Source organism: Pseudomonas sp. FA117 (assembly GCF_057370475.1).
In genome coordinates this window covers 2,286,265-2,306,251 of record NZ_CM170675.1, presented here as the reverse complement: position 1 = coordinate 2,306,251, position 19,987 = coordinate 2,286,265, and the positions used below count along the sequence as shown (strand labels likewise).

Sequence of the window (19,987 nt, the reverse complement as noted above, 5' to 3'; positions counted from 1 at the left end):
CCCTGTTGAACCGCTGAAAGAAGGATCGCAGGCATCGATGACCGGATATTTGTAATTGTCATCGTGACAAATACATTAGACTCATTGCCATGCCCCTGCCAAGATGGATTTTCACAGGGATACCGACTTTGCGATTCACCAGGGATTTTCAACGATGAGCCAATCGACCCGCCTGATCACCGCCTCGTACATCCTCTCGTTCGTGGCCGCCAATGCCCCGCAGAAGTTGCGTACCGAGACCATCGCCAAGTGGGTCAAGGTGCACCCCACGCGGGTACGCAGCCTGGCGTCGCAGATGGTCAAGGCCAACATTCTCAGGTCCTGGCGCGGCGCCCAGGGCGGCCTCACCCTCGCCCGCCCGGCCAGCGAGATCACCCTGCGCGAGGTGTACGACGCGGTGCAGGAAAGCTCGCTGATCGCCGAGAAGATCGACAACCCGTTTTCGGGAATGGAGGATCACTGCAAGGTGTTCGAGGTGTTCACCCGGCTGTTTGCGATGCTCGAGGCGAACATGCGCCTGGACCTGGGGGCAATCACGGCAGATCAGCTGTTCGTCGCGTTCGATCGGCCGGTTGAGGAAGCTGTGGAAGGTTGATGGGCAGGGTCGGCCCTTTCGCGGGCAAGCCCGCGAAAGGGCCATCCGCCTCAGCCTGTAACCACCCTGCCGTCCAGCACCTGCGCCGCACACAGGGCAATCCGCCGACAAGCCTCGGTCAACGCCTCGGCGCCCAGCACCAGCCCCAGGCGGATATGCCCCGCCGCACTCGGCCCGAACGCCTCACCCGCCAGCACCGACACGCCATGCTGCTCCAGCAGCCGGCTGGAAAACGCCTGGGCGCTGAGGCCGGTCTGGCGGATATCGACCATCACGAACATGCCGCCATCGGGCTTGAGCGCCTTTATCCCCGGGCAGTCGGCCAAGCGTTCGCAGACCAGGTCGCGCCGCTGTCGATAGGCCTCGCGCATGGCTTCGAGTTCCGGCAAGCGCTGCTCGAGCGCCACCACCGCGGCATCCTGGATGAAGTCCGGGGAGCCGTACAGCATGCACAGCGCCAGGTTCTCCAGGTGCGCGGCCAGCGGTGCCGAGCCGACCACCCATCCCACTCGCCAGCCGGTCATGGCGTGCGACTTGGACAAGCTGTTCAGGGTCGCGGTCCTGTCGGCCATGCCCGGCAGGCTGCCGGGGCTGATGTGCTCGCCGTCGTACAACAGCTCGCTGTACACCTCGTCGCTGATCAGCCACAGGTCATGGGCCACGCACAGCTCGGCCAGGGCCTCCCAGGTGCTGCGTGGCAGGCTGGCGCCGGAGGGGTTGTGGGGGCTGTTCAGCGCCAGCGCACGGGTGCGCGGGGTGATGCGCGCAGCAACGTCCTCGGCCTGCACACGGAAGCCGTGCTCAGGCTTGACCGGGACCGGTACCACCGTGGCACCGCAGGCACCGAACACCGCTTCGTAGGTGACGTACATCGGCTCGGCGACGATCACCTCGTCCCCCGGATCGAGCAGGCACTGGGCCACGCAGAACAACGCGCACTGGGCGCCGGCCAGCACCGTCACCTGGTCAGCGCCCACGGCCTGGCCGCTGCGCTGCTGGTGGCGCCGGGCGATGGCCTGGCGCAGGGCGAGCTTGCCGCGCACGTCGGAGTAATGGGTGTGGCCGTTGTGCAGGCTGTCGATGGCGGCCTGCACGATTGGCGCAGGCGTATCGAAGTCCGGGTCGCCCACCGACAGCAGCAGGATGTCGCGGCCCTGGGCCTGCAGCTCCAGGGCGCGGTAGTGAATCTCCCAGGCGGCGGCACCGTCACCGGCGATGCGCTGGGTCAGCTTGGAAAAACGCATGAAAAGCCTCCATCAATGGGCGCTGGCGTGCCTGAGTTCGATCAGGGTGACGCCGTTGCGCGCGAATCCGTTCCTGAGGTCCTGCTCCAGTTCATCGAGGCTGCCCGGCTGCGCCACGGCGCAACCGAAGGCGCGGCCCAGGCCGATGAAGTCGGGGTTGCGCGGCAGCACGCCGATGGGCTCGATATCCAGGCCGAGCATGTCGTCGCGGATCTGTCCGAGGGCATCGTTGTTCCACAGCAACACCACCAGCGGCCGGTCCAGTTCCTCGACCGCCGTGGCCAGTTCCTGGGCGGTGTAGAGGAAACCGCCATCGCCCACCAGCACCAGCCCCGGACGCTCGCCACCTGCGAACATGCCGCCGATGCCCGCCGGTAGACCATAGCCCAGGGTTCCGTACCCCGTGGGATGCAGCCAGCTGCGCGGCGCCTTGCTGGGGAACGCATAGTTGCCGGTGTAGGCCAGCTGGGTCATGTCGGTGCTGATGAAGGCGTTGTCCGGCAACGCCCGCGCCACCCGTTCGAGAATGCCCTGGTGCAACCGCTGCAGGGGGCCGTGCCCTGCCCTCACCGCCTCGTGCAGAGCGGCAACGGCCTGAATGGCTGCTGTTGCATCGCGGCGTACGTCGGGCAAGTGCTCGAGGATCCCGGCCAGGGTAAGGCGCGCGTCACCCTGCAGCGCCAGGGCGCAGGGGTAGAAGTCGTTGAACTTGCGCGGGTCGATGTCGATGCGCATCAGTTCGCCGGTGATCGGCAGCCGCTCGCGCCAGTAGTCGGTGTCGGCCATCTCGGTGCCGACCGCCAGCACCACGTCGGCCTCGGCGATCATCTGCCAGCCCGGCTCGATGCACAGGTTGGCCCCGGCTGCGAGCGGCGCCTCGGGCGGCAGCAGGCCCTTGCCCGCCACGCTGGTGAACAGCGGCGCGGCCAGGCGCTCGCTCAGCGCAGCCAGCTCGGACGCCGCGTGCAATGCGCCGCCACCGGCGATGATCATCGGCCGCTTTGCCGCCGCCAGCTTCACCGCCGCCTGCTCGAGCACGGCGCTCGGCGCCACGCTGCGCGCGGGGCGGCGCACCACGTCATGGCTCCAGTCGCGCGCCACCGGCGCCGACAGCACATCCAGCGGCACCGAGATATGCACCGGCCTTGGCCGTTCGCTGTCGAATACCGCCCAGGCGCGGGCGATCAGCTCGGGCAGGTCTTCTGCGCTCAGGGCCAGTGCCGAGAACGCAGTGATCGGCGCGGTCATGGCGCGCTGGTCCTGGGTCTCGTGCAGGCAGCCCCAGCCTTTGCCCAGGCTGGCCGTGTGGTTGACACTGGAAATCACCAGCAGGGGAATCGAGTCGGCGTGGGCCTGGCCGATGGCAGTGGCGGCGTTGGTGACGCCGGGGCCGGTGATGACGAAGCACACACCAGGCTTGCCACTGACGCGAGCATAACCGTCGGCCATGAACCCAGCGCCCTGCTCGTGGCGGGTCAGCACATGGCGGATGCCGCTGCCGGGCAGGCCACGATAGAGCTCAAGCGTGTGCACGCCGGGGATGCCGAACACGGTGTCGACGCCATAGTTGGCCAGCAATCGCACCAGGGCCTGGCCGCCGGTCAAGGGTTTGTCGTGCATGTTCATCTCCTCAGGCCTGGCCAAGACGGATCAGGGCATCCACCGCAGTGGTGCCGTGCGCACCGACCATCAGTGGGTTGACGTCCAGTTCCAGTAACTGGCTGGCGTTTTCGCAGGCGTAATCGGCCACCGCGCGCACCGCAGCCACCAGGGCGTCGAGGTCGGCGGCCGACCGGCCACGGAAGCCCTGCAGCAACCCGGCGCTGCGCAAGCCGAGCAGGGCTGCGCGGATGGCGCCATCGTTGGTCGGCAGCAACAGGCTGGTGCTGTCCTTGAGCAACTCGACCAGCACCCCGCCCGCGCCGATCACCAGCGCCAGGGCAAAGCCGTTCTCGCGCTTGATGCCGACGATCAGCTCGGCCAGCGGCGCTTCGGCCATGGGCTCGAGCAATACGCGGTCGAACGGCACCTGCGGGGCATGGGCGTGGATGCGCTCGCGCATCTGCCGCAACGCCGCCTCGAGCGCCCGGCCATCGCGCAGGTTGAGGGCCACCGCGCCGGCTTCGGTCTTGTGCGGCAACTGCGCGCTGACCGCCTTGAGCACCAGCGGGAAGCCGACCATGGCCGAATCGGCCAGTGCCGCTGCAGGCGTGGTCAGGCGCCCTTCCGGCACCGGCAGGCCAAAGGGCCGCAGGGCTTGCTTGGACTGCCATTCATCGAGCAGGCGGGTCTGGCCGGTCAACGCCTGCGGGCACAACGGCAGCAGTGCGGACTCGCCCAACGCCAGCAGACGCCGGCGGTTGGCCTGGTAGGCGACGATCCGCCCCCAGGCCGCAAGACCGTCTTCCACGCCCTGCAAGGCTGCGATGCCGTGGGCATGCAGGCGCTCGCGGGCGCTGGCCGGCAGCAGCTCGGGGAAGGCCGAGGTGACGAAACCGATCTTGCCGTGGCGCGCCAGGGCCTGGCAGTACAGCTCCAGGAGCAGGTCGCACTCCTTGCGCTCGCCGGTGAATTCAGCCGGGTAATCGAGCACCAGCATGGCCGCGTCGGCGTCGCTGCGCAGGGCGCTGTCGAGCATGCGCTGCAGCGCCTCGCCGTCGCCCCAGATGGCGGTGGTGAAATCCAGCGGGTTGACCAGGTTGGCATAGCCGGGCAGCACCTGGGCCAGTTCATCGACCTGGCTCTGCTCGAGCTTGGGCAGGCTCAGATGATTGCGCTCGGCATAATCGGCGATCAGCCCGGCATCACCGCCCGAACAGGCCAGGGCGATCAGCCGGTCGCCCTGGGGCAGGCGTCCGCAGGCGGCGGCCTTGAGGGTTTCGACGAAGCTCACCGGGCCGCTCACGCGGATCACCCCCAGGCGCTTGAACAAGGCGTCGTACAGTGCATCGGAGCCGGACAGCGAACTGGTGTGGCTGAGCGCAAGTTCGGCGCCGATCTGCGACACCCCGGTCTTCAGGGCGATGATCGGCGTGCCGCGCTCCAGCGCCTTGTGCGCGGCGCGGGCAAAGCCGGGCACGTTCTTCAAGCCTTCCAGGTGCAGGCCGATGGCGGTGACGCGCGGGTCGTCCAGCAGCACGTCCATCAACTCGGCCACGCCCAGTTGCGCCTGGTTGCCGACCGAGGCCATGTAGGCCACTGGCAGCGAGCGGTCGCTCATCGACAGGTTGTAGGCGAAGTTGCCACTCTGGGTGAGGATCGCCACGCCCTTGTCCACCGTCTTGCCGCCATGGGCCACCGGCCACAGTGCAGCGCTGTGCAGGTAGTCGAGCAGCCCGTAGCAGTTGGGCCCGAGCAGGGCCATGTTGCCGGCAGCCTGCAGCAGGCGCTGCTGCAGTGCCTCGCCTTCTGTACCGCTCTCGGCGAAGCCGGAGGCATAGCAGATCGCCCCGCCGGCGCCGAGGGCGGCGAGCTGCTCGACGCAGGCCAGGGTCAGCTCACGGTTGGTGGCGATGAACACCGCATCCGGGCCGCACGGCAGCTCGGCCACGCTGGCTACGCAGGGGATGCCATCGATGCTGGCCTGCTGCGGGTTGACCAGCCACATCTGGCCCTCGAACCCGCCCTCGGCGCAGCGTTTCAAGGCACGGGCCATGCTGCGCCCGCCGACGAACGCCAGGTGACGTGGCGCCAGCAGACGCTTGAGGTTGTCACGAATCGACTGCGACATGAGTATTCTCCGACCCGATCAACGCAACAGGGGGCGCAGCAGTTCGCGGGAAATGATGTGCCGCTGGATCTCCGAAGTGCCCTCCCAGATCCGCTCGATCCGTGCGTTGCGCCAGATCCGCTCGACCGGCCCCTCGTCCATCAGGCCCATGCCGCCGAAGATCTGCACCGCCTCGTCGGCGACCTTGCCCAGCACTTCACTGGCGAACAGCTTGGCCATGCCGGCCTCACCGTCGGTCATGCTGCCCTGGTCCATCTTCCAGGCCGTGTGCAGGGTCAGCAGTTCGGCCGCGCGGATCTGCGTGGCCATGTCGGCGAGCTTGAACGACACGCCCTGGTAGCTGCCGATCGGCTGGCCGAACTGCTTGCGGTCCGCCGACCACTGCAGCGACAGGTCCAGTGCGCGCTGGGCCTGGCCGACACAGTTGGCGGCAACCATCACGCGCCCGGCGGTGAGCCAGGCGTTGGCCACTTCCCAGCCCTTGCCGACCTCGCCCAGCACCTTGCTGGCCGGCACCTTGCAGTCGTCGAAGAACAGCTCGTAGGTGTGGTAGCCACGGTTGCTCACGCACTTCGGCCCGCGGCGGATGGTCATGCCCGGGGTACCGCGGTCGACCAGGAAGGCGGTCACGGCATTGCGCTTGCGGCCGTTGTGCTCGTAGGTGTCGGTGACGGCGAAGACGATGGCGAAGTCGGCGTGCCCGGCATGGCTGATGAAGTGCTTGCTGCCGTTGATCACGAAATCGTCGCCCTGGCGCACGGCGCGGGTCTTGATGGCGTTGGCATCGGAGCCCGCGCCGGGCTCGGTGAGTGCGAAGCAGTCGATCTTCTCGCCCTGCACGCTGGGCAGCAGGTAGTCGTTGATCTGCTCGTCCCTGCAGGCCATGAGGATCTTCGAGGGGCGTGCGACGAACACGTGCACGGCCCACGACACCTTCGACAGCTCACGCTCGATCAGCGCCTGGGACAGGTAGTCGAGCCCGCCGCCACCGACTTCCTCGGGCATGTTGAAGGCATAGAAACCGGCAGCGATGGCCTTGCCGCGAATCTGCGCGGCCAGCTCGGGCGACACCGCGTCGGCGCGGTCGACTTCTTCCTCGTGGGGCAGCAGCTCCTTGGCAACGAAACTGCGTACCGCTTCCACCAACATTTCTTGTTCTTGGGTCAGTTGGAAATTCATCTGGCAGGGTCCTGAGAAGGTACTGAAGGGTTATTGACCGATGAAACGCGCGGGCCGGCGCTCGACGGAGGCACGCAGCGCCTCGGCGCCATCCTCGCTGCGGCCGCACAGCAGCCCTGCAGCCAGCTCCGCCTGCAACTGCTCGGCCAGGGTGCGCTGGGCGCCATCGCGAATCAGGCGCTTGGTCTGGGCGAAGGCGAAGGTCGGGCCCTGGGCCAGGCGTGAAGCGAGCTCGGCGGTGACAGTCAGCAGTTGGTCGTCGGCACAGACTTCGCCCACCAGGCCTGCGGCGAGCGCACGTTCGGCGCCCCACAGCTCGTCGAGGAACAACAGGCGCTTGGCCTGCTCGCTGCCGATCAGCCGCGGCAGATGCCAGCTGGCACCGGCGTCGGGGCTGTAGGCCATGCTGGTGTAGCCGGCCTTGAACCGCGCCGATGCGCCGGCGATGCGCAGGTCGCAGCACAGGGTCAGGTCCATGCCAGCGCCTACGGCGGTGCCGTTGATCGCGGCGAGAGTGGGCTTGTCGAGGCTGTGCAGGCGCTGCATCAGGGCGTGGGCGGTTTCGGTCCAGCCGTAGCTTTCAAGGGCGCCGCGCGCCTCGGCTTCGGCCCATTCGGCAAGGTCGGCACCGGCGCAGAAGCTGCGGCCACTGCCGGTCAGCACCACCACGCGCACGGCGGGGTCGGCGTTGAAGTCTTCGAGCAGGGCGTGCAGGTGCTTGAGGGTGGGGATGTCCAGGGCGTTGCGCTGGTCGGGGCGGTTGAGCGTGATCCAGGCGACACCGGCTTCGAGGGTGGTCAACAGGCTGGTCATGGGAAGCCTCGAGTTGTTGTGGTTGGGGTGGGCTTGGACGAGATACTAAACGAGTGTTCAACAAGGCGGCAATTGGCGGATACGGGGCTGTTACAACTTCGAACAATCGGGATTTTTTGCTGTTGCAGAGGGCCTCATCGCGGGGCAAGCCCGCTCCTGCAGATTGGACTGCCCTCAAGAAGTTGGACACCAATCCAACCGTTGGGGGCAGTCCCGATGCGATCTCTGTGGGAGCGGGCTTGCCCGCGAAGAGGCCTGCAGCTTCAACGAAGATTCAAACCCCAGGCGCCGTCGGCACGAAGGTCTGCGAGCGCCTGCGGTTCATCACGAAGTACGCCAGGTAGCACAGGGCAATGAAGCCAAAGCCCCAGTACAACGACGGTCGCTGCGTTTCATCCAGTGCCAGGAACACGAACAGCGAACTGCACAGGGTGATGCACAGCAGCGGGATCAGCGGGTACAGCGGTGCGCGGTACTTGATGTCCTCGAGCTTGCCGCCCTCGCGCAGGAATGCGCGGCGGAAGCGGTACTGCGCCAGGGCGATGACGATCCAGGTCACGGTACCCGACATCCCGCTCACTGCCATCAGCACCATGAACAGGGTGTCGGCGGCGATGAAGCTGGTCATCAGCGACACCAGGGCAAAGCACAGGGTGATGCTCAGCGCCCGCAGCGGCACCCCACGCGAACTCAGCGGCGACAGGCTTTTCGGTGCCATGCCGCTCTTGGACATGGCCCAGAGGATGCGCGTCGAGGCGTACAGCCCGGAGTTGCCCACCGAGAGAATGGCGGTAAGGATGACGAAGTTCATCAGGTCGGCCGCGTACGGGATGCCGACCATGTCGAACACCTGCACGAACGGGCTTTCCATCAATCCGGCCTGCTGCCACGGCACGATGGCCGAAAGTACCGCGATGGCCAGCACATAGAAGATCAGCACGCGGAACACCACGTTGCGCACCGCCCGCGGGATGCTCTTTTCCGGCTGGTCGGTCTCGCCGGCGGCCACGCCCATGATCTCGCAGCCCTGGAAGGCGTAGACCACGGTCATCATTACCGCGAACACCGCAGGCAAGCCGTTGGGGAACAGCGAGTCGCCGATCAGGTTGTCGAGCATCGGTGCCGGCGCGCCGCTGGCTAGCGGCATGGCGCCGAAGATGACCAGGATGCCGACGATGATGAAGGCCAGGATCGCCGCGACCTTGATCCCCGAGAACCAGTACTCGGCCTCGCCGAAGGCGCGGGTGGCCAGGGCGTTGAGGCCGAACAGCACGGCGACGAACAGCGCCGACCAGTACCAGATCGGCACCTCGGGGAACCAGCGGGTCATCAGCATGCCGGCGGCGGTGAACTCCAGGCCCACGGTGGTGGCCCAGCTCATCCAGTACACCCAGCCGATCATGAAACCGGTGGCCGGGCCGATGTATTTCGTCGCGTGGGCCTGGAACGAGCCCGACACCGGCATCTGCACCGACAGCTCGCCGAGGCAGACCATCACCAGGTACATCAGAAAGCCCGCCACCAGGTAGGCCAGGATCGCCCCCACCGGGCCGCCCTGGTTGATGGTCACGCCCGAGCCCATGAACAGGCCCGTGCCGATCACCCCGCCCAGCGACAGCATGAAGATGTGCCGGCTCTTGAGTGCGCGGGTGAGGTGGATGCCCTTGCGTTCGGTGGGCTCAGACATGGCGCACCTCCGGCAAGGCGTTGGGCTGAGCTTTGGGACCTTTCATTATTGTTATCTCCAATAAGCCTGACGGACCGCGAACCACACGGTTGTCAGGGATTATTGGAAAGCGATGTAAGCGGAGGTTGATGCTGAGGATCGAAGATGTAAAAAGTCGTAAGAATTATGTACGCATGCTCTGGATCAGCTGTTCCAGCAGCACCCGTGCGGCATCCAGGGCCGCTTGCGTGCTGGCTTGCAGCGCCTGCAACACCGGGATGTCCAGCGCCAGTGCCGTCTGTTCGACCTGCCTCAAGGCCTTCGCCAGCGCGCTCAACCCTAGCGAATCGCTGCTGCCGGCCAGGCGATGGGCCAGGTCTGCGGCCTGGGTGCAGTCACCCAGGTGCAGCGCATCGAGCAGAGGCCCGCGCTGCGCCTCGAGCCCCTGTTGCAGGACCATCAGCAGGCTCTGCACCTTCTGTTCGCCGAGCAACTGCCGGTGGGTGTGCAGCAAGGTCCGGTCGAGCTCGCCGTGCGCAGCAGGCTCGGGCACCATCGCCTCGGTCTGCGCCAGCGCGCGGCGCAGTCGGTCCAGGCGCAGCGGCTTGGCCAGCACGCCCTGCATCCCGACCTCCAGATAGCCCTGCACCACCGCCGGTTGCACACCGGCAGTCAGGGCCAGGATCCGGGTATTGCGGTTCGGTCCAGCGCCGGCGCGCAGTTGCCGACACAGCTCGACACCGCTCATGCCCGGCAGGTGCACGTCGAGCAGCAGCAGGTCGAAGCGTCGTTCGCCACAGGCGGCCAGCGCCTGCGGACCGTCCTCGGCGAAACGCACGCGGTGGCCGTCGCGCTCCAGCAGCCCGCCCGCCACCTCGCGGTTGAGCGCCACATCCTCGACCACCAGGATGTCGAGGGCCTGGACAACCCGTTGGTTGCACGGTGTGGACGCAATCTCGCGACCTGCCGGCAGCTCGACCTCGAACCAGAAGCGACTGCCCTGCCCTTCGCGGCTATCGACGCCGATCCTGCCGCCCAGGCGTTCGATCAGGTGCTTGCAGATCGCGAGCCCCAGTCCCGTACCGCCATAACGTCGAGCCACCGCCTCGCTGGCCTGGGTGAAGCGCTCGAAGATCCGCGCCTGCATCGCCGGGGCAATGCCGATACCGTCATCGGTGACCTGCACCCGCACGCGCTGCGCCTGCAACACGCAGACCTCGAGGCTGACCCGCCCGCCCTCGGTGAACTTGATCGCATTGGCCAGCAGGTTGCTCAGCACCTGGCGCAGGTACTGCTCGGCGCCGAACTGACGGGGCGCGAGGGTCGCATCGACCTGGCAGTCCAGCTCGGTGCCGTTGGCGCTGGCGCGGGGTTCGAGCAGGGTGAGTACCTCGTCGCACAGCTGGCGCAGGGAGAAGTCCACCGGCTCGGGGTGGCTTTCACCTTCTTCCAGGCGGGCGAAGAACAGCACCTCGTTGAGGGTGCCCGACAGCCCCTCGCCCGCCTTGTACAGCGCTTCCAGGCGCTTGTGGCCAAGGGTGTCCAGCGGGCTGGCGCGCAGCAGTTCGGCCATGCCGAGAATGCCATTGAGCGGGGTGCGCAATTCGTGGCTCATGGTCGCCAGGAAGCGCGACTTGGCCAGGTTGGCCGCCTCGGCCTCGTCCTTGGCCCGCGCCAGGCTCTGGGTGCGCCGCTCGACCATGGCCTGCAGTTGGTCACGCTTGTCCTGCAGGGCCAGGCGGTCCTGCTCGCGGCGCTCGATATCGCTGAGGATGGCCCGGCGCATGTCGTCCAGGGCATGGGCCACGGTGTCGATCTCGTCGGCGCGGGCCGAGCGGCGCTTGTCCAGGCGCAGCGGCTCCTGCCACTGCCCCGCCGCCACGCGCCGGGCAAACTCGGCCATCACCTGCAGGTGGCGGGTCACCAGGCGGTAGAACAACCCCGACAGCGCCACGGCCAGGCCGCAGAGAAACACGCTCATCCACAACAGGCTGGTCAGCCCGGTGGCGAACAGGCGCTGGTGAACCGCGCCCAGGTCGATGCTCACCTCAAGCTCACCCAGGTGCCTCGGTGGCCCCGAGGGTGGCTGGAAGTCCAGGGGAAAGCGCTCGATGCGCAGCGGCCCGGCAGGTTCGGCCTGACCTTGCAGCAGCTGGAAGTCGCTGCTGTCCAGGCGCACCCGGGCGACATCGGAGAAGTCCACCAGCCCGCGCAACTGCACATTGAGCTGCTCCTGGTCCAGGTCCCACAGGCTGCGCTCCAGGCTCGCCAGGTAACCGGCACGGATCAGCTCCATGCGCGCGTCGATGTCGCGCATTTCGCGGCGGTACTCGAAATACAGCTGCACCGCGCTGGCGAGCACGGTGAAACACAGGCTGAACAGCAGGATGAACAGCAGCAGGCGACGCAGCAGGCCATCGGCGCGCAGGCGAATCATGGTGCCGCCGCCGGTTGCGCGATCATGTCGCGGTAGGTGACTTCGCTCTGGTGCAGCCAGTTGGCGATCTCGCCGCGCTCGGTCATGCGCTGCAACTGCGCGTCGATCTCGTCCATGCGCTCGCTCAGGGGGCTGTGGCGCGACACCGCCACGCGCAGGTAGTCGACGCTCAGTGCCGCAGGCAGTGCCTGGATATCGCCTGCTCCCGGCAGATGCTCGACGAACAGCTCACCGGTGCGCCGCTCCTGGATCACGAAATCGATGCGGCCACGAATCAGCTTGCCGAAGTTCTGCTGGCTGGAGGACACCCATTCGATGTTGCGATGGCGGGCGACGAAGCGGTCGAAGGCCGGCCCGTAGCTCTCGCCGAACAACAGCCCGCCACGGTAACCGGCCAGGTCGTCGAGGCGCTCGAAGCGTACCGGGCGCTGACGGTTGACGAACACCGCGACCTCCTCGCGCAACACCGGCACCCGGGAAAAGCGCATGCCCTGGTCACGCTGGTCGCTGCTGTAGGCCAGCACCACATCCACCCGGCCCTCGGCGGCATCGAGCAGGCAGCGCTTCCAGTTGCCCAGCACGACGATCTCGACCTCGAGCCCGAGGCGGGCGAACAGCTCGCGCACCACCGTCGGTGCCAGGCCGCGCACTTGCTTGCCGTCACTCCAGGACACCGGCGGATACACCGGGTAGTCGCAATAGCGCACCGGCTGCGCAGCGAACACCTGCAGGCTCAACAGCGACAGGCCCAGGCAACATAGGCCGCGCATGGGTTCAGGCCGCCACGCTGGCGGTGAACAGGTAGCCGGTGCCATGGATGGTGATGATCAGTTGCGGTTCGGCCGGGTCGTCGTGCAGCTTGCGCCGCAGACGGCCGACCAGCACATCGATGGAGCGATCGTTGGGCACCCATTCGCGGTTGCGGATCTGGTCCATCAACTGGTCGCGGCTGAGGGTGTGGCCGCTGTTGCGCAGGAACACGCTGAGCAGCTGGAACTCACCGTGGGTGAGCAGGGTTTCGCCGCCACGTGGGTCGATCAGTCGGCGCCGGTCGCTGTCCAGCGCCCAGTCGGCGAACTGCTTGAGGCAGGGGCTGGGTACCGTGCCTGGCCGGGCAAGCTGGGCATGGCGCACGCGACGGACCAGGTTCTTGGCCCGCGATACCAGCTCGCGGGGGTTGAGCGGCTTGATCACGTAGTCGTCGGCGCCGCATTCCAGGCCGACGATGCGGTCGATGTCGTCGTTGCGCCCGGTGATCAGGATGATGCCGACCTCCGAGCGCACCCGCAGCTCTCGGGTCAGGGTCAAGCCGTCCTTGCCCGGCAGGCGGATGTCGAGCATGACCAGGTCCACTGGCTGGCTGGCCAGGTAGCGCTCGGCTTCTTCAGCGGTGTCGGCGCAGTGGACGTCGTAGCCTTCGCCTGCGAGATAGGCCTGCAACAGGTCACGAATGAGCGGATCGTCGTCGACGACCAGTACCCGAGGTGTCATTGCGTGTGGTCTCTTCTAGGTGTTGTTCTGAAACCCGCGCCTGCAGCCTACCCGGTACTGAACGACCGATCAACAGCCTCCCGGCAGGCTGAAGCGCCGACGGCCACCGGCCTGCAGGCCATCGACCCAGGCTTCGCAGATCTGTATGCCCTGCTCCGGGGTGAAGGTATTGGGGTTGAGCCCCGACTCCAGCCACAGGCCATCGAGCAAGGCGCTCAGGCTGATGGCGGCAAGATCGGCGTCGAAGGCTTCCCAGCCGGCCTCCGTGGCCAGCGCAGCCAGCAGCGCCGCCAGTTCGTTGCGGTACTCGGAATAGGAGTGCTCATGGGCCTGGTTGATCGCCTCGGCCGTCTTCACCGCGCCCCAGAATGCCAGCCAGGCGTCGAGCAGTTGCGGATCGAGCAGTTCGGCGCAGAACGAGCCGCGAAAGAAGGCCGACAGCCGTTCACGGGCATTCGGTGCAGCCTGGGCCATGGCCTCGCGCAGCAGGCCCATGACCCGCCCGGTCACCGCGCGGTAAGCCTCGGCGACCAGTTCGTCCTTGCCCGAATAATGATGGCTGATCAACCCGACCGACACCCCCGCCTCGGCCGAGATCTTGCGGATCGAGGCGCCCTGGAAGCCGTCGCGCTTGAGGCACGCCAGGGTCGCCTGGACCAGGATGGCCTTGCGTTCTTCGGGCGCCATGCGGTTGTAGCGGGCTTCCTGGGTCATGCGGATTCTCGTCGCGTCAGGGTGGACTGAACGACTGTACAACAAGGCGCAGCGCGTGATAAACCCTGTGCTCCGGCCAATAACAAGAATGCCCCGCCATGACCGACCTGATCACCCGCACCCTCGACCAGGGCCTGCTGACCCTGACGTTCAACCGCCCCGACAAGCTCAACGCGCTCAACGGCGCGATGTACAGCGAACTGCACTGCCAGCTTCAGGCAGCCAGTGAAGACGCGGCTGTCGAGGTGATCCTGCTGACCGGTGGCGCAGCCTGTTTCAGCGCCGGCAACGACCTGCGCGATTTTCTCGACAACCCGCCACGCGACCTGGACAGCCCGGTGTTTCGCATGATGCGCACTGTGCTGGCGCTGGACAAACCCCTGATCGCCGCCGTCAGCGGGCCGGCCATCGGCATCGGCTGCACCCTTCTGCTGCACTGCGACCAGGTGCTGGCCAGCCGCTCGGCAAAGCTGCGCATGCCCTTCGCACCCTTGGGCGTGTGCCCGGAGTTTGGTTCGAGCCTGCTGCTGCCGCGCCTGTTGGGACAGCAGCGGGCAGCGCGGCTGCTGCTGGCCAATGAACCGCTCGATGGCGAACAGGCACTGGCCTGGGGCCTGGTGAACGAACTGCACGATGATGGCGACCAGTGCCTGACGGCAGCGGTAGCGCTTGCCCGACGTTTGCAGGCCATGCCCCAACAGGCATTGCGGATCAGCAAGCGCCTGCTCAAGGATGGCCAGCGTCGAGAGCTGGAGGAGACGGTGCGGCGCGAGGGTGAGTTGTTCATCCAGTGCCTGGCCAGCGATGAGGCCAGGGCGGCGCTGCAGGCGCTGGTCAAGGCGTAGCAAGCCCGGCCCTGCACGAGATGAGGGCAGTAGAATCATTTAGCCACTAGTCATTCCCTTGTCATCTTGCTGTCTTATTTTGGCTGAACCACAGGGCTCGGGAACAACATGACGTGAACCGCCGCTCCCCCTCGCCGGCAGGCTTGCTGCCCCTGCTGCTGCTGATGCTGTGCACCATCACCCTGGCCTTCCTGTGGGGGCTGCATTTCACCCAGAAAGCCGCGGCACGGCATGACGCCCTGGCGGCCAAGGCCGCCGAGCACCTGAACCTGGCCAGTATCGTCGGCGAGAGCCTGCGTCAGTTGGTCGATCGCGCCCAGGCCGTGGGCCGGGTGACCCAGGATGACCTGCTGAGCATGCGCCAGGGCAATCTCAGCCTGGCCCGGCTGCTGGCCGAAGACCCGGTGTTCAAGCGCATGAGCCTGTACGACCAGCATGGACGCCTGGTGTCTGCCAGCCACCCCGATGGAGCGCCGCAACTGCCGGACGACTGGCTCAGGCAGCTCAAGGAGCACGTCGCCCATCACGGCTTCAAGCCCTTCATGCCGCAGATCGCCCCGGACACATCACCTACCGCGCTGCCCCGCTGGCGCCTGCCGTTCCTGCTGCCACTGACCGACCTGCCAGGGCGCGAGATCGACAACATCCTCGTGGTGCAGCTGGATATCGGCTACCTGGCCGTACTGTTCCAGCACATCGACCTGGGCCACAGCGGCCTGATGCGCCTGCTCCAGGGCGATGGCCAGGAACGGGTACGCATCGACAGCAGCGGCGTGGTGGTGGCCGGCGAATCCCTGGAGCCGGAGCTGCCCAGTGGCAACAGCGACGCCGGCCAGTTCAGCCAGTACACCTACGACGCCACCTACCAGAGCCTGTACCGCAGAGCCTCCGACCGCGGCTTCAGCGTGGTGGTCAGCCAGCGCCAGGACGAAATCCTCGCCCCTGCCAATCTCGCCTCCACCCGCCAGTTCTGGCTGAACCTGTGCATGACCCTGCTGATCCTCGGCGGTCTGTTCTGGAGCCTGCGCCTGTTGCGCAAGCGCCAGGAGGCCTTCAGCGAGCTGGAGCAGGCGCAGCAGGTCAACCAGCAATTGATCGGCCGCCTCGAAGACGAGCACCGACGCAGCAGCCACGCCGCCGCCACCGATCACCTGAGCGGTCTGCACAACCGCCGCCAGTTCGTCGAAGTCGCCGCCCACACCCTTGCCCGGCAACGCAGCCGGCGGCGTCTGACGGCGATCCTGTTCATCGACATGGACCGTTTCAAGTCGATCAACGACTCGCTCGGCCACAAGATCGGCGACCTGCTGTTGCAAGCCGTGGCCGGGCGCATCCAGCGCATGCTCGAGCCCGAGGACGAAGCTTCGCGTTTCGGCGGTGACGAATTCGTGGTGCTGCTGGCCGGCGAGCGCAGCGAGGAGCAGATCGACGCCTGGGTGCGCGCGCTGGTGCTCAAGCTGTCGGCGACCTACGCGCTGGACGGCAAGGAGGTCAACACCAGCCCCAGCGTCGGCGTGAGCATCGCCCCGCGCGACGACCAGGAGATCGACAGCCTGATCCGCTGCGCAGACGCTGCGATGTATTCGGCCAAGCAGGCCGGACGTGCCCAGTATCGTTTCTTCGACCCCTCGCTGAACCTGCCCGACATCCAGGCTTTCACCCTCGAACAGGCTTTTGGCAGCGCCCTGGCCGAGCGCCAGTTCGTCCTGCACTTCCAGCCGCAGATCCGCCTGGACAACCTTCAGGTGCTGGGCTACGAAGCGCTGGTGCGCTGGCAGCATCCCGAGTTCGGCCTGCTCTACCCCGACCGTTTCATCGGCATGGCCGAACGCAGTGGCTTCATCGTCGAGCTGGGCTGGGAAGTGCTGCGCCTGGCCTGCGAAGAGCTGGCGCGCTGGCAGGCGCAAGGGCGGGATACGCGCCTTGCGGTCAATGTCTCGGCGCTGCAACTGCGCCAGGCCGACTTCAGCGAGTGCCTGCTGGCGACCCTGGCGCAGCATGCCATCGACGCCCGTCAACTGGAGCTGGAAATCACCGAAACCACCGTGCTCGACCCCGAGGGCACGGCGCTGGAACACCTGCACCGGCTGCGTGCGGCCGGCATCGGCATCAGCCTCGACGATTTCGGCCGAGGCTATGCAGGCTTCGCCCACCTGCAGGCGCTGCCGCTGTCGAAGCTGAAGATCGACCGCGCGCTGATCGCCACGCTGTGCAACAGCCATGACGACAGCCCGATCGTTTCCTCGACCATCATCCTGGCCAAGCGCCTGGGCCTGGAAGTGGTGGCCGAGGGCGTGGAGACCCGCGAGCAGGTGGTGTGCCTGAAACTCGCAGGCTGCGACATCGCCCAGGGTTATCACTTCAGCCGTCCGCTGTCGCCGGCCCAACTGCGCGAATATCCGCCCTTCAGTGCCCTGGAGGAACCATCATGCGTGCACTGAAGGCGCTCACCCTGCTCGCCCTGATGCTGCTGCCGGTCGCGGCACTGGCCGACTGCACCCCGCGCAGCCTGCGCCTGGCGGTGATCCCGCTGAAGGGGGCCGAGGCCATGCTGCACGAGAACCAGCCGTTGTTGCAGCGCCTGAGCGAGGCCACCGGCGTGCCGGTGGAGCTGGTGGTCGCACCGTCCTACGAGGGGGTGGTCGATGCCATCGTTTCCGGGGGTGCCGACATCGCCCGGCTGGGACCGGCCTCCTATGTGCTGGCGCACCGCCGGGATCCACGGGTCGAGGCCTTCGCCACCTTCACCTTGAGCGCCGGCCCCTATACGCCGGCCGGCAACCACTATCAGGCCCTGCTGCTCACCCGGCGCGAGGGCGCTGCGGACGTGGCCGCACTGCGCGGCAAGCGCGTGGCGCTGAGCGACCCGGCCAGCACCTCCGGCAGCCTGGTGCCCAGCGTCGAGTTCGCTGCGCAGGTGAGCACACCGCTGCAGCAGTATTTCGCGGCGCTGGTGTATGCCGGCACCCACGACAAGGCGCTGCAGGCTCTGCTCGATGGGCGTGTCGATGCGGCCTTCGTCGCCAGCGAGCGGGTCGACGCCTACCTCGCCAGCCACGCCATCGACCCGGCCATGTTGCAGGTGCTGTGGCGTTCGACCCCGATCTACTACGACCCCTACGTGTTCAGCGCCAACCTGTGCCCGGCGCTGAAGACGCGCATCCGCCAGGCCATGCTCGACGACCCTGCCGCCCTCGCCGCCTTCGCCCGTTCGCAGGATGCCAGCGGCCTGGTGGCGGTCAGCCACGCCGAATACGCAGGGCTCGAGCGCATGATGGACGCCGCGCTGCCGCCACGCTGAAAGATTCAACTTTCGCCGTCGCCCGGCATCCAAGCCATGACATTCCCCCCTTTCGGAGGTAGCCCATGGCGATTCGCGCCACCCTGCTGGTTTCCTGCCTGGCCCTGGCGCTGGGCGGTTGCGTCGGTTCCTCGGCAGACAAGCCGCCACCCAGGACCATGGCGGTCAATCTCGAGCAGTACCAGGGCAAATGGTACGAGCTGGCGCGCCTGCCGATGTTCTTCCAGAGAGACTGCGTGCAGTCCGAGGCGAACTACGCCCTGCGCAAGGACGGCCAGGTCGATGTCACCAACCGCTGCCGTGACGAAGACGGCGAGTGGCAGGAGGCGACCGGCGTCGCCCAGTTGCAGCAGCCCGGCCAGACCGACAAGCTGTGGGTGAGGTTCGACAACTGGTTCAGCAAACTGGCCCCGGACACTGCCAAGGGCGAGTACTGGGTGCTGTACCACGACCCGGACTACCGCGTGGCGGTGGTCGGGCATCCGAATCGCGAGTACCTGTGGCTGCTGTCGCGCACGCCCACCGTCAGCGAGCGCACGCGCAACCAGCTGCTGGAAGTCGCCCGCCAGCGCGGCTACGACACCCGCGAGCTGATCTGGCGCCAGCCCGACTGATCCAGGCGGTTCAGCGCAGGTCCTGGGTGACCTGCCCGACCGCCTGCACCACCCGCCGCGCGCCTTCCTGGATATCGGTGATGGCGCTGCCGGCCTGGCCGGCGAGGGTCAGCCCGACGCCAGCCTGGTCGCGGCTGTTCTCGATTTCCACCACCGCCTGATCGGCCAGTTGCTGGTTGCGCGCCACCACTGCGACGATCTCTTCGGTCGCGGCACTGGTGCGTGCAGCGAGCTGGCGCACCTCATCGGCGACCACGGCAAAGCCACGCCCCTGCTCCCCTGCGCGAGCGGCCTCGATGGCTGCGTTGAGCGCCAGCAGGTTGGTCTGCGAGGCGATGCTGCCGATGGTCTGCACGATCGAGCTGATGACCACCGACTGCTTGCCCAACGCCTCGATGGTGGCCGAGGCCGACTGCATCTGCGCGGCCACCGACTGCATGGTCTGCACGGCCTCCTGAACCACGCTGGCGCCTTCGCGGGCACTGACGTCGGTGTTGTGCGACACCTCCAGGGCGACCTGCGCAGCGCGGCGGATGTCGTGTTCCTTGCGCACCTGATCAGTGACCACCGAGGCGAACTTGATCACCCGGCTGATCTTGCCCTCGGCATCGTAGACCGGGTTGTAGCTGGCCTCCAGCCAGACCTCCTGGCCGCGGCTGTCCAGCCGGCGAAAACGCCCGCTGACATAGCGCCCGCTGTTGAGGGTCTTCCAGAATTCGGCATAGGCCGGCGTGGCTGCTTCTTCGGCCGGACAGAACATCCGGTGGTGCTGGCCGGCCAGACGCTCGAGCGAATAGCCCATGACCCCGGTAAACTGCTCGTTGGCGTCGATGATGTTGCCGCCCAGGTCGAACTGGATGACCGCCGTCGAGCGGAACAGGGCTTCGATGAAAGCGCTGTTCTCGCGGATCTGCCCGACTTCGGCAGAGACATCGCTGCCATAGCCCTGGATGTAGTCCAGGCGGCCATCTTCGCCGCGCACCGGCAGCCACCTGAGACGCAGCCAGAGCAGACGGCCATCGGCGGCGAGGAAACGGTAATCATCGCCCACCGGCTCCAGGCGTGAAACGGCCTGGGTGAACTGCCGGTAGCACGGCAGCGACGTCACATAGCCTGGGATGATATCGGCCAGCGCCCGGCCGACCAAAGCCCCGGCGGGCTGACCGAGCACTGCGGCGCAGGCCTGGTTGCAGGCGATGATCCTCAGACTGGCATCCAGGCGCAGAGCCAGGCTGCCCTGCTCCAGAGGGTCGAGCAATGCGCGCAAACGTTTGACCTCGGCCTCGCTTGCCGCGAGCCGAGCTTTGACTTTCCGATCGAACATGGGACACCTTGCAAACAGTTGTGTGGTGGTACAC

15 protein-coding genes and 2 pseudogenes are annotated in these 19,987 nt (G+C 67.0%); 5 read left to right on the top strand and 12 right to left on the bottom strand.

The window, feature by feature from the left end:
• Positions 1-154: 154 nt before the first annotated feature.
• Positions 155-595: an RrF2 family transcriptional regulator gene (locus tag AC1TXO_RS10755; protein WP_486406285.1), complete on the top strand. Its 441-nt coding sequence runs from the start codon at positions 155-157 to the stop codon at positions 593-595.
• 50 nt (positions 596-645) lie between these two features.
• Here the strand turns inward: AC1TXO_RS10755 and AC1TXO_RS10750 are convergent, their stop codons facing one another.
• The 10 genes from AC1TXO_RS10750 to AC1TXO_RS10705 all read right to left on the bottom strand — a co-directional run bounded on the left by AC1TXO_RS10750 (position 646) and on the right by AC1TXO_RS10705 (position 13,869).
• On the bottom strand, positions 646-1,839 hold the full coding sequence (locus AC1TXO_RS10750) for a pyridoxal phosphate-dependent aminotransferase (protein WP_486406284.1): 1,194 nt from the start codon (positions 1,837-1,839) through the stop codon (positions 646-648).
• A gap of 12 nt (positions 1,840-1,851) precedes the next feature.
• Positions 1,852-3,459, bottom strand: coding sequence for a 5-guanidino-2-oxopentanoate decarboxylase (locus AC1TXO_RS10745; protein ID WP_486406283.1), 1,608 nt, complete (start codon positions 3,457-3,459; stop codon positions 1,852-1,854).
• 10 nt (positions 3,460-3,469) lie between these two features.
• Positions 3,470-5,569, bottom strand: a complete 2,100-nt coding sequence (locus AC1TXO_RS10740) for an acetate--CoA ligase family protein (RefSeq protein ID WP_486406282.1) — start codon at positions 5,567-5,569, stop codon at positions 3,470-3,472.
• Positions 5,570-5,587: 18 nt separating this feature from the next.
• Positions 5,588-6,748, bottom strand: coding sequence for an acyl-CoA dehydrogenase family protein (locus AC1TXO_RS10735; protein ID WP_486406281.1), 1,161 nt, complete (start codon positions 6,746-6,748; stop codon positions 5,588-5,590).
• Between the two features lie 30 nt (positions 6,749-6,778).
• On the bottom strand, positions 6,779-7,561 hold the full coding sequence (locus AC1TXO_RS10730; protein ID WP_486406280.1) for an enoyl-CoA hydratase/isomerase family protein: 783 nt from the start codon (positions 7,559-7,561) through the stop codon (positions 6,779-6,781).
• 274 nt (positions 7,562-7,835) lie between these two features.
• On the bottom strand, positions 7,836-9,248 hold the full coding sequence (locus tag AC1TXO_RS10725; protein WP_486406279.1) for an amino acid permease: 1,413 nt from the start codon (positions 9,246-9,248) through the stop codon (positions 7,836-7,838).
• A 163-nt stretch (positions 9,249-9,411) separates the two neighbouring features.
• A complete protein-coding gene (locus AC1TXO_RS10720; RefSeq protein WP_486406278.1) occupies positions 9,412-11,664 on the bottom strand; it encodes an ATP-binding protein in 2,253 nt (750 codons plus the stop codon).
• On the bottom strand, positions 11,661-12,434 hold the full coding sequence (locus AC1TXO_RS10715; RefSeq protein WP_486406277.1) for a substrate-binding periplasmic protein: 774 nt from the start codon (positions 12,432-12,434) through the stop codon (positions 11,661-11,663). The genes AC1TXO_RS10720 and AC1TXO_RS10715 overlap by 4 nt, the downstream gene beginning before the upstream one ends.
• A 4-nt stretch (positions 12,435-12,438) precedes the next feature.
• Entirely contained in the window at positions 12,439-13,155 is a 717-nt protein-coding gene (locus AC1TXO_RS10710) for a response regulator (protein WP_486406276.1), read from the bottom strand.
• A gap of 69 nt (positions 13,156-13,224) precedes the next feature.
• Positions 13,225-13,869, bottom strand: a complete 645-nt coding sequence (locus AC1TXO_RS10705) for a TetR family transcriptional regulator C-terminal domain-containing protein (RefSeq protein WP_486406275.1) — start codon at positions 13,867-13,869, stop codon at positions 13,225-13,227.
• Positions 13,870-13,967: 98 nt separating this feature from the next.
• Between AC1TXO_RS10705 and AC1TXO_RS10700 the strand changes: the two genes are divergently transcribed.
• From AC1TXO_RS10700 to AC1TXO_RS10685, 4 genes are all read left to right on the top strand, one after another.
• On the top strand, positions 13,968-14,714 hold the full coding sequence (locus AC1TXO_RS10700; protein ID WP_486406274.1) for an enoyl-CoA hydratase: 747 nt from the start codon (positions 13,968-13,970) through the stop codon (positions 14,712-14,714).
• A 113-nt stretch (positions 14,715-14,827) separates the two neighbouring features.
• Positions 14,828-17,155, top strand: a complete 2,328-nt coding sequence (locus tag AC1TXO_RS10695; RefSeq protein ID WP_486406273.1) for a putative bifunctional diguanylate cyclase/phosphodiesterase — start codon at positions 14,828-14,830, stop codon at positions 17,153-17,155.
• Positions 17,143-18,015, top strand: a complete 873-nt coding sequence (locus tag AC1TXO_RS10690) for a phosphate/phosphite/phosphonate ABC transporter substrate-binding protein (protein WP_486406272.1) — start codon at positions 17,143-17,145, stop codon at positions 18,013-18,015. The genes AC1TXO_RS10695 and AC1TXO_RS10690 overlap by 13 nt, the downstream gene beginning before the upstream one ends.
• Positions 18,016-18,080: 65 nt before the next feature.
• Complete coding sequence (locus AC1TXO_RS10685; RefSeq protein ID WP_486406271.1) at positions 18,081-18,629, top strand: lipocalin family protein; 549 nt, start codon at positions 18,081-18,083, stop codon at positions 18,627-18,629.
• A gap of 10 nt (positions 18,630-18,639) precedes the next feature.
• Here the strand turns inward: AC1TXO_RS10685 and AC1TXO_RS10680 are convergent.
• Together AC1TXO_RS10680 and AC1TXO_RS10675 are read right to left on the bottom strand one after the other, a co-directional pair.
• Positions 18,640-19,074, bottom strand: a pseudogene (locus AC1TXO_RS10680) (methyl-accepting chemotaxis protein); the annotation flags it as partial.
• A gap of 156 nt (positions 19,075-19,230) precedes the next feature.
• Positions 19,231-19,953 (bottom strand): annotated as a pseudogene (locus AC1TXO_RS10675) (PAS domain-containing protein); the annotation flags it as partial.
• Between the last annotated feature and the right edge of the window lie 34 nt (positions 19,954-19,987).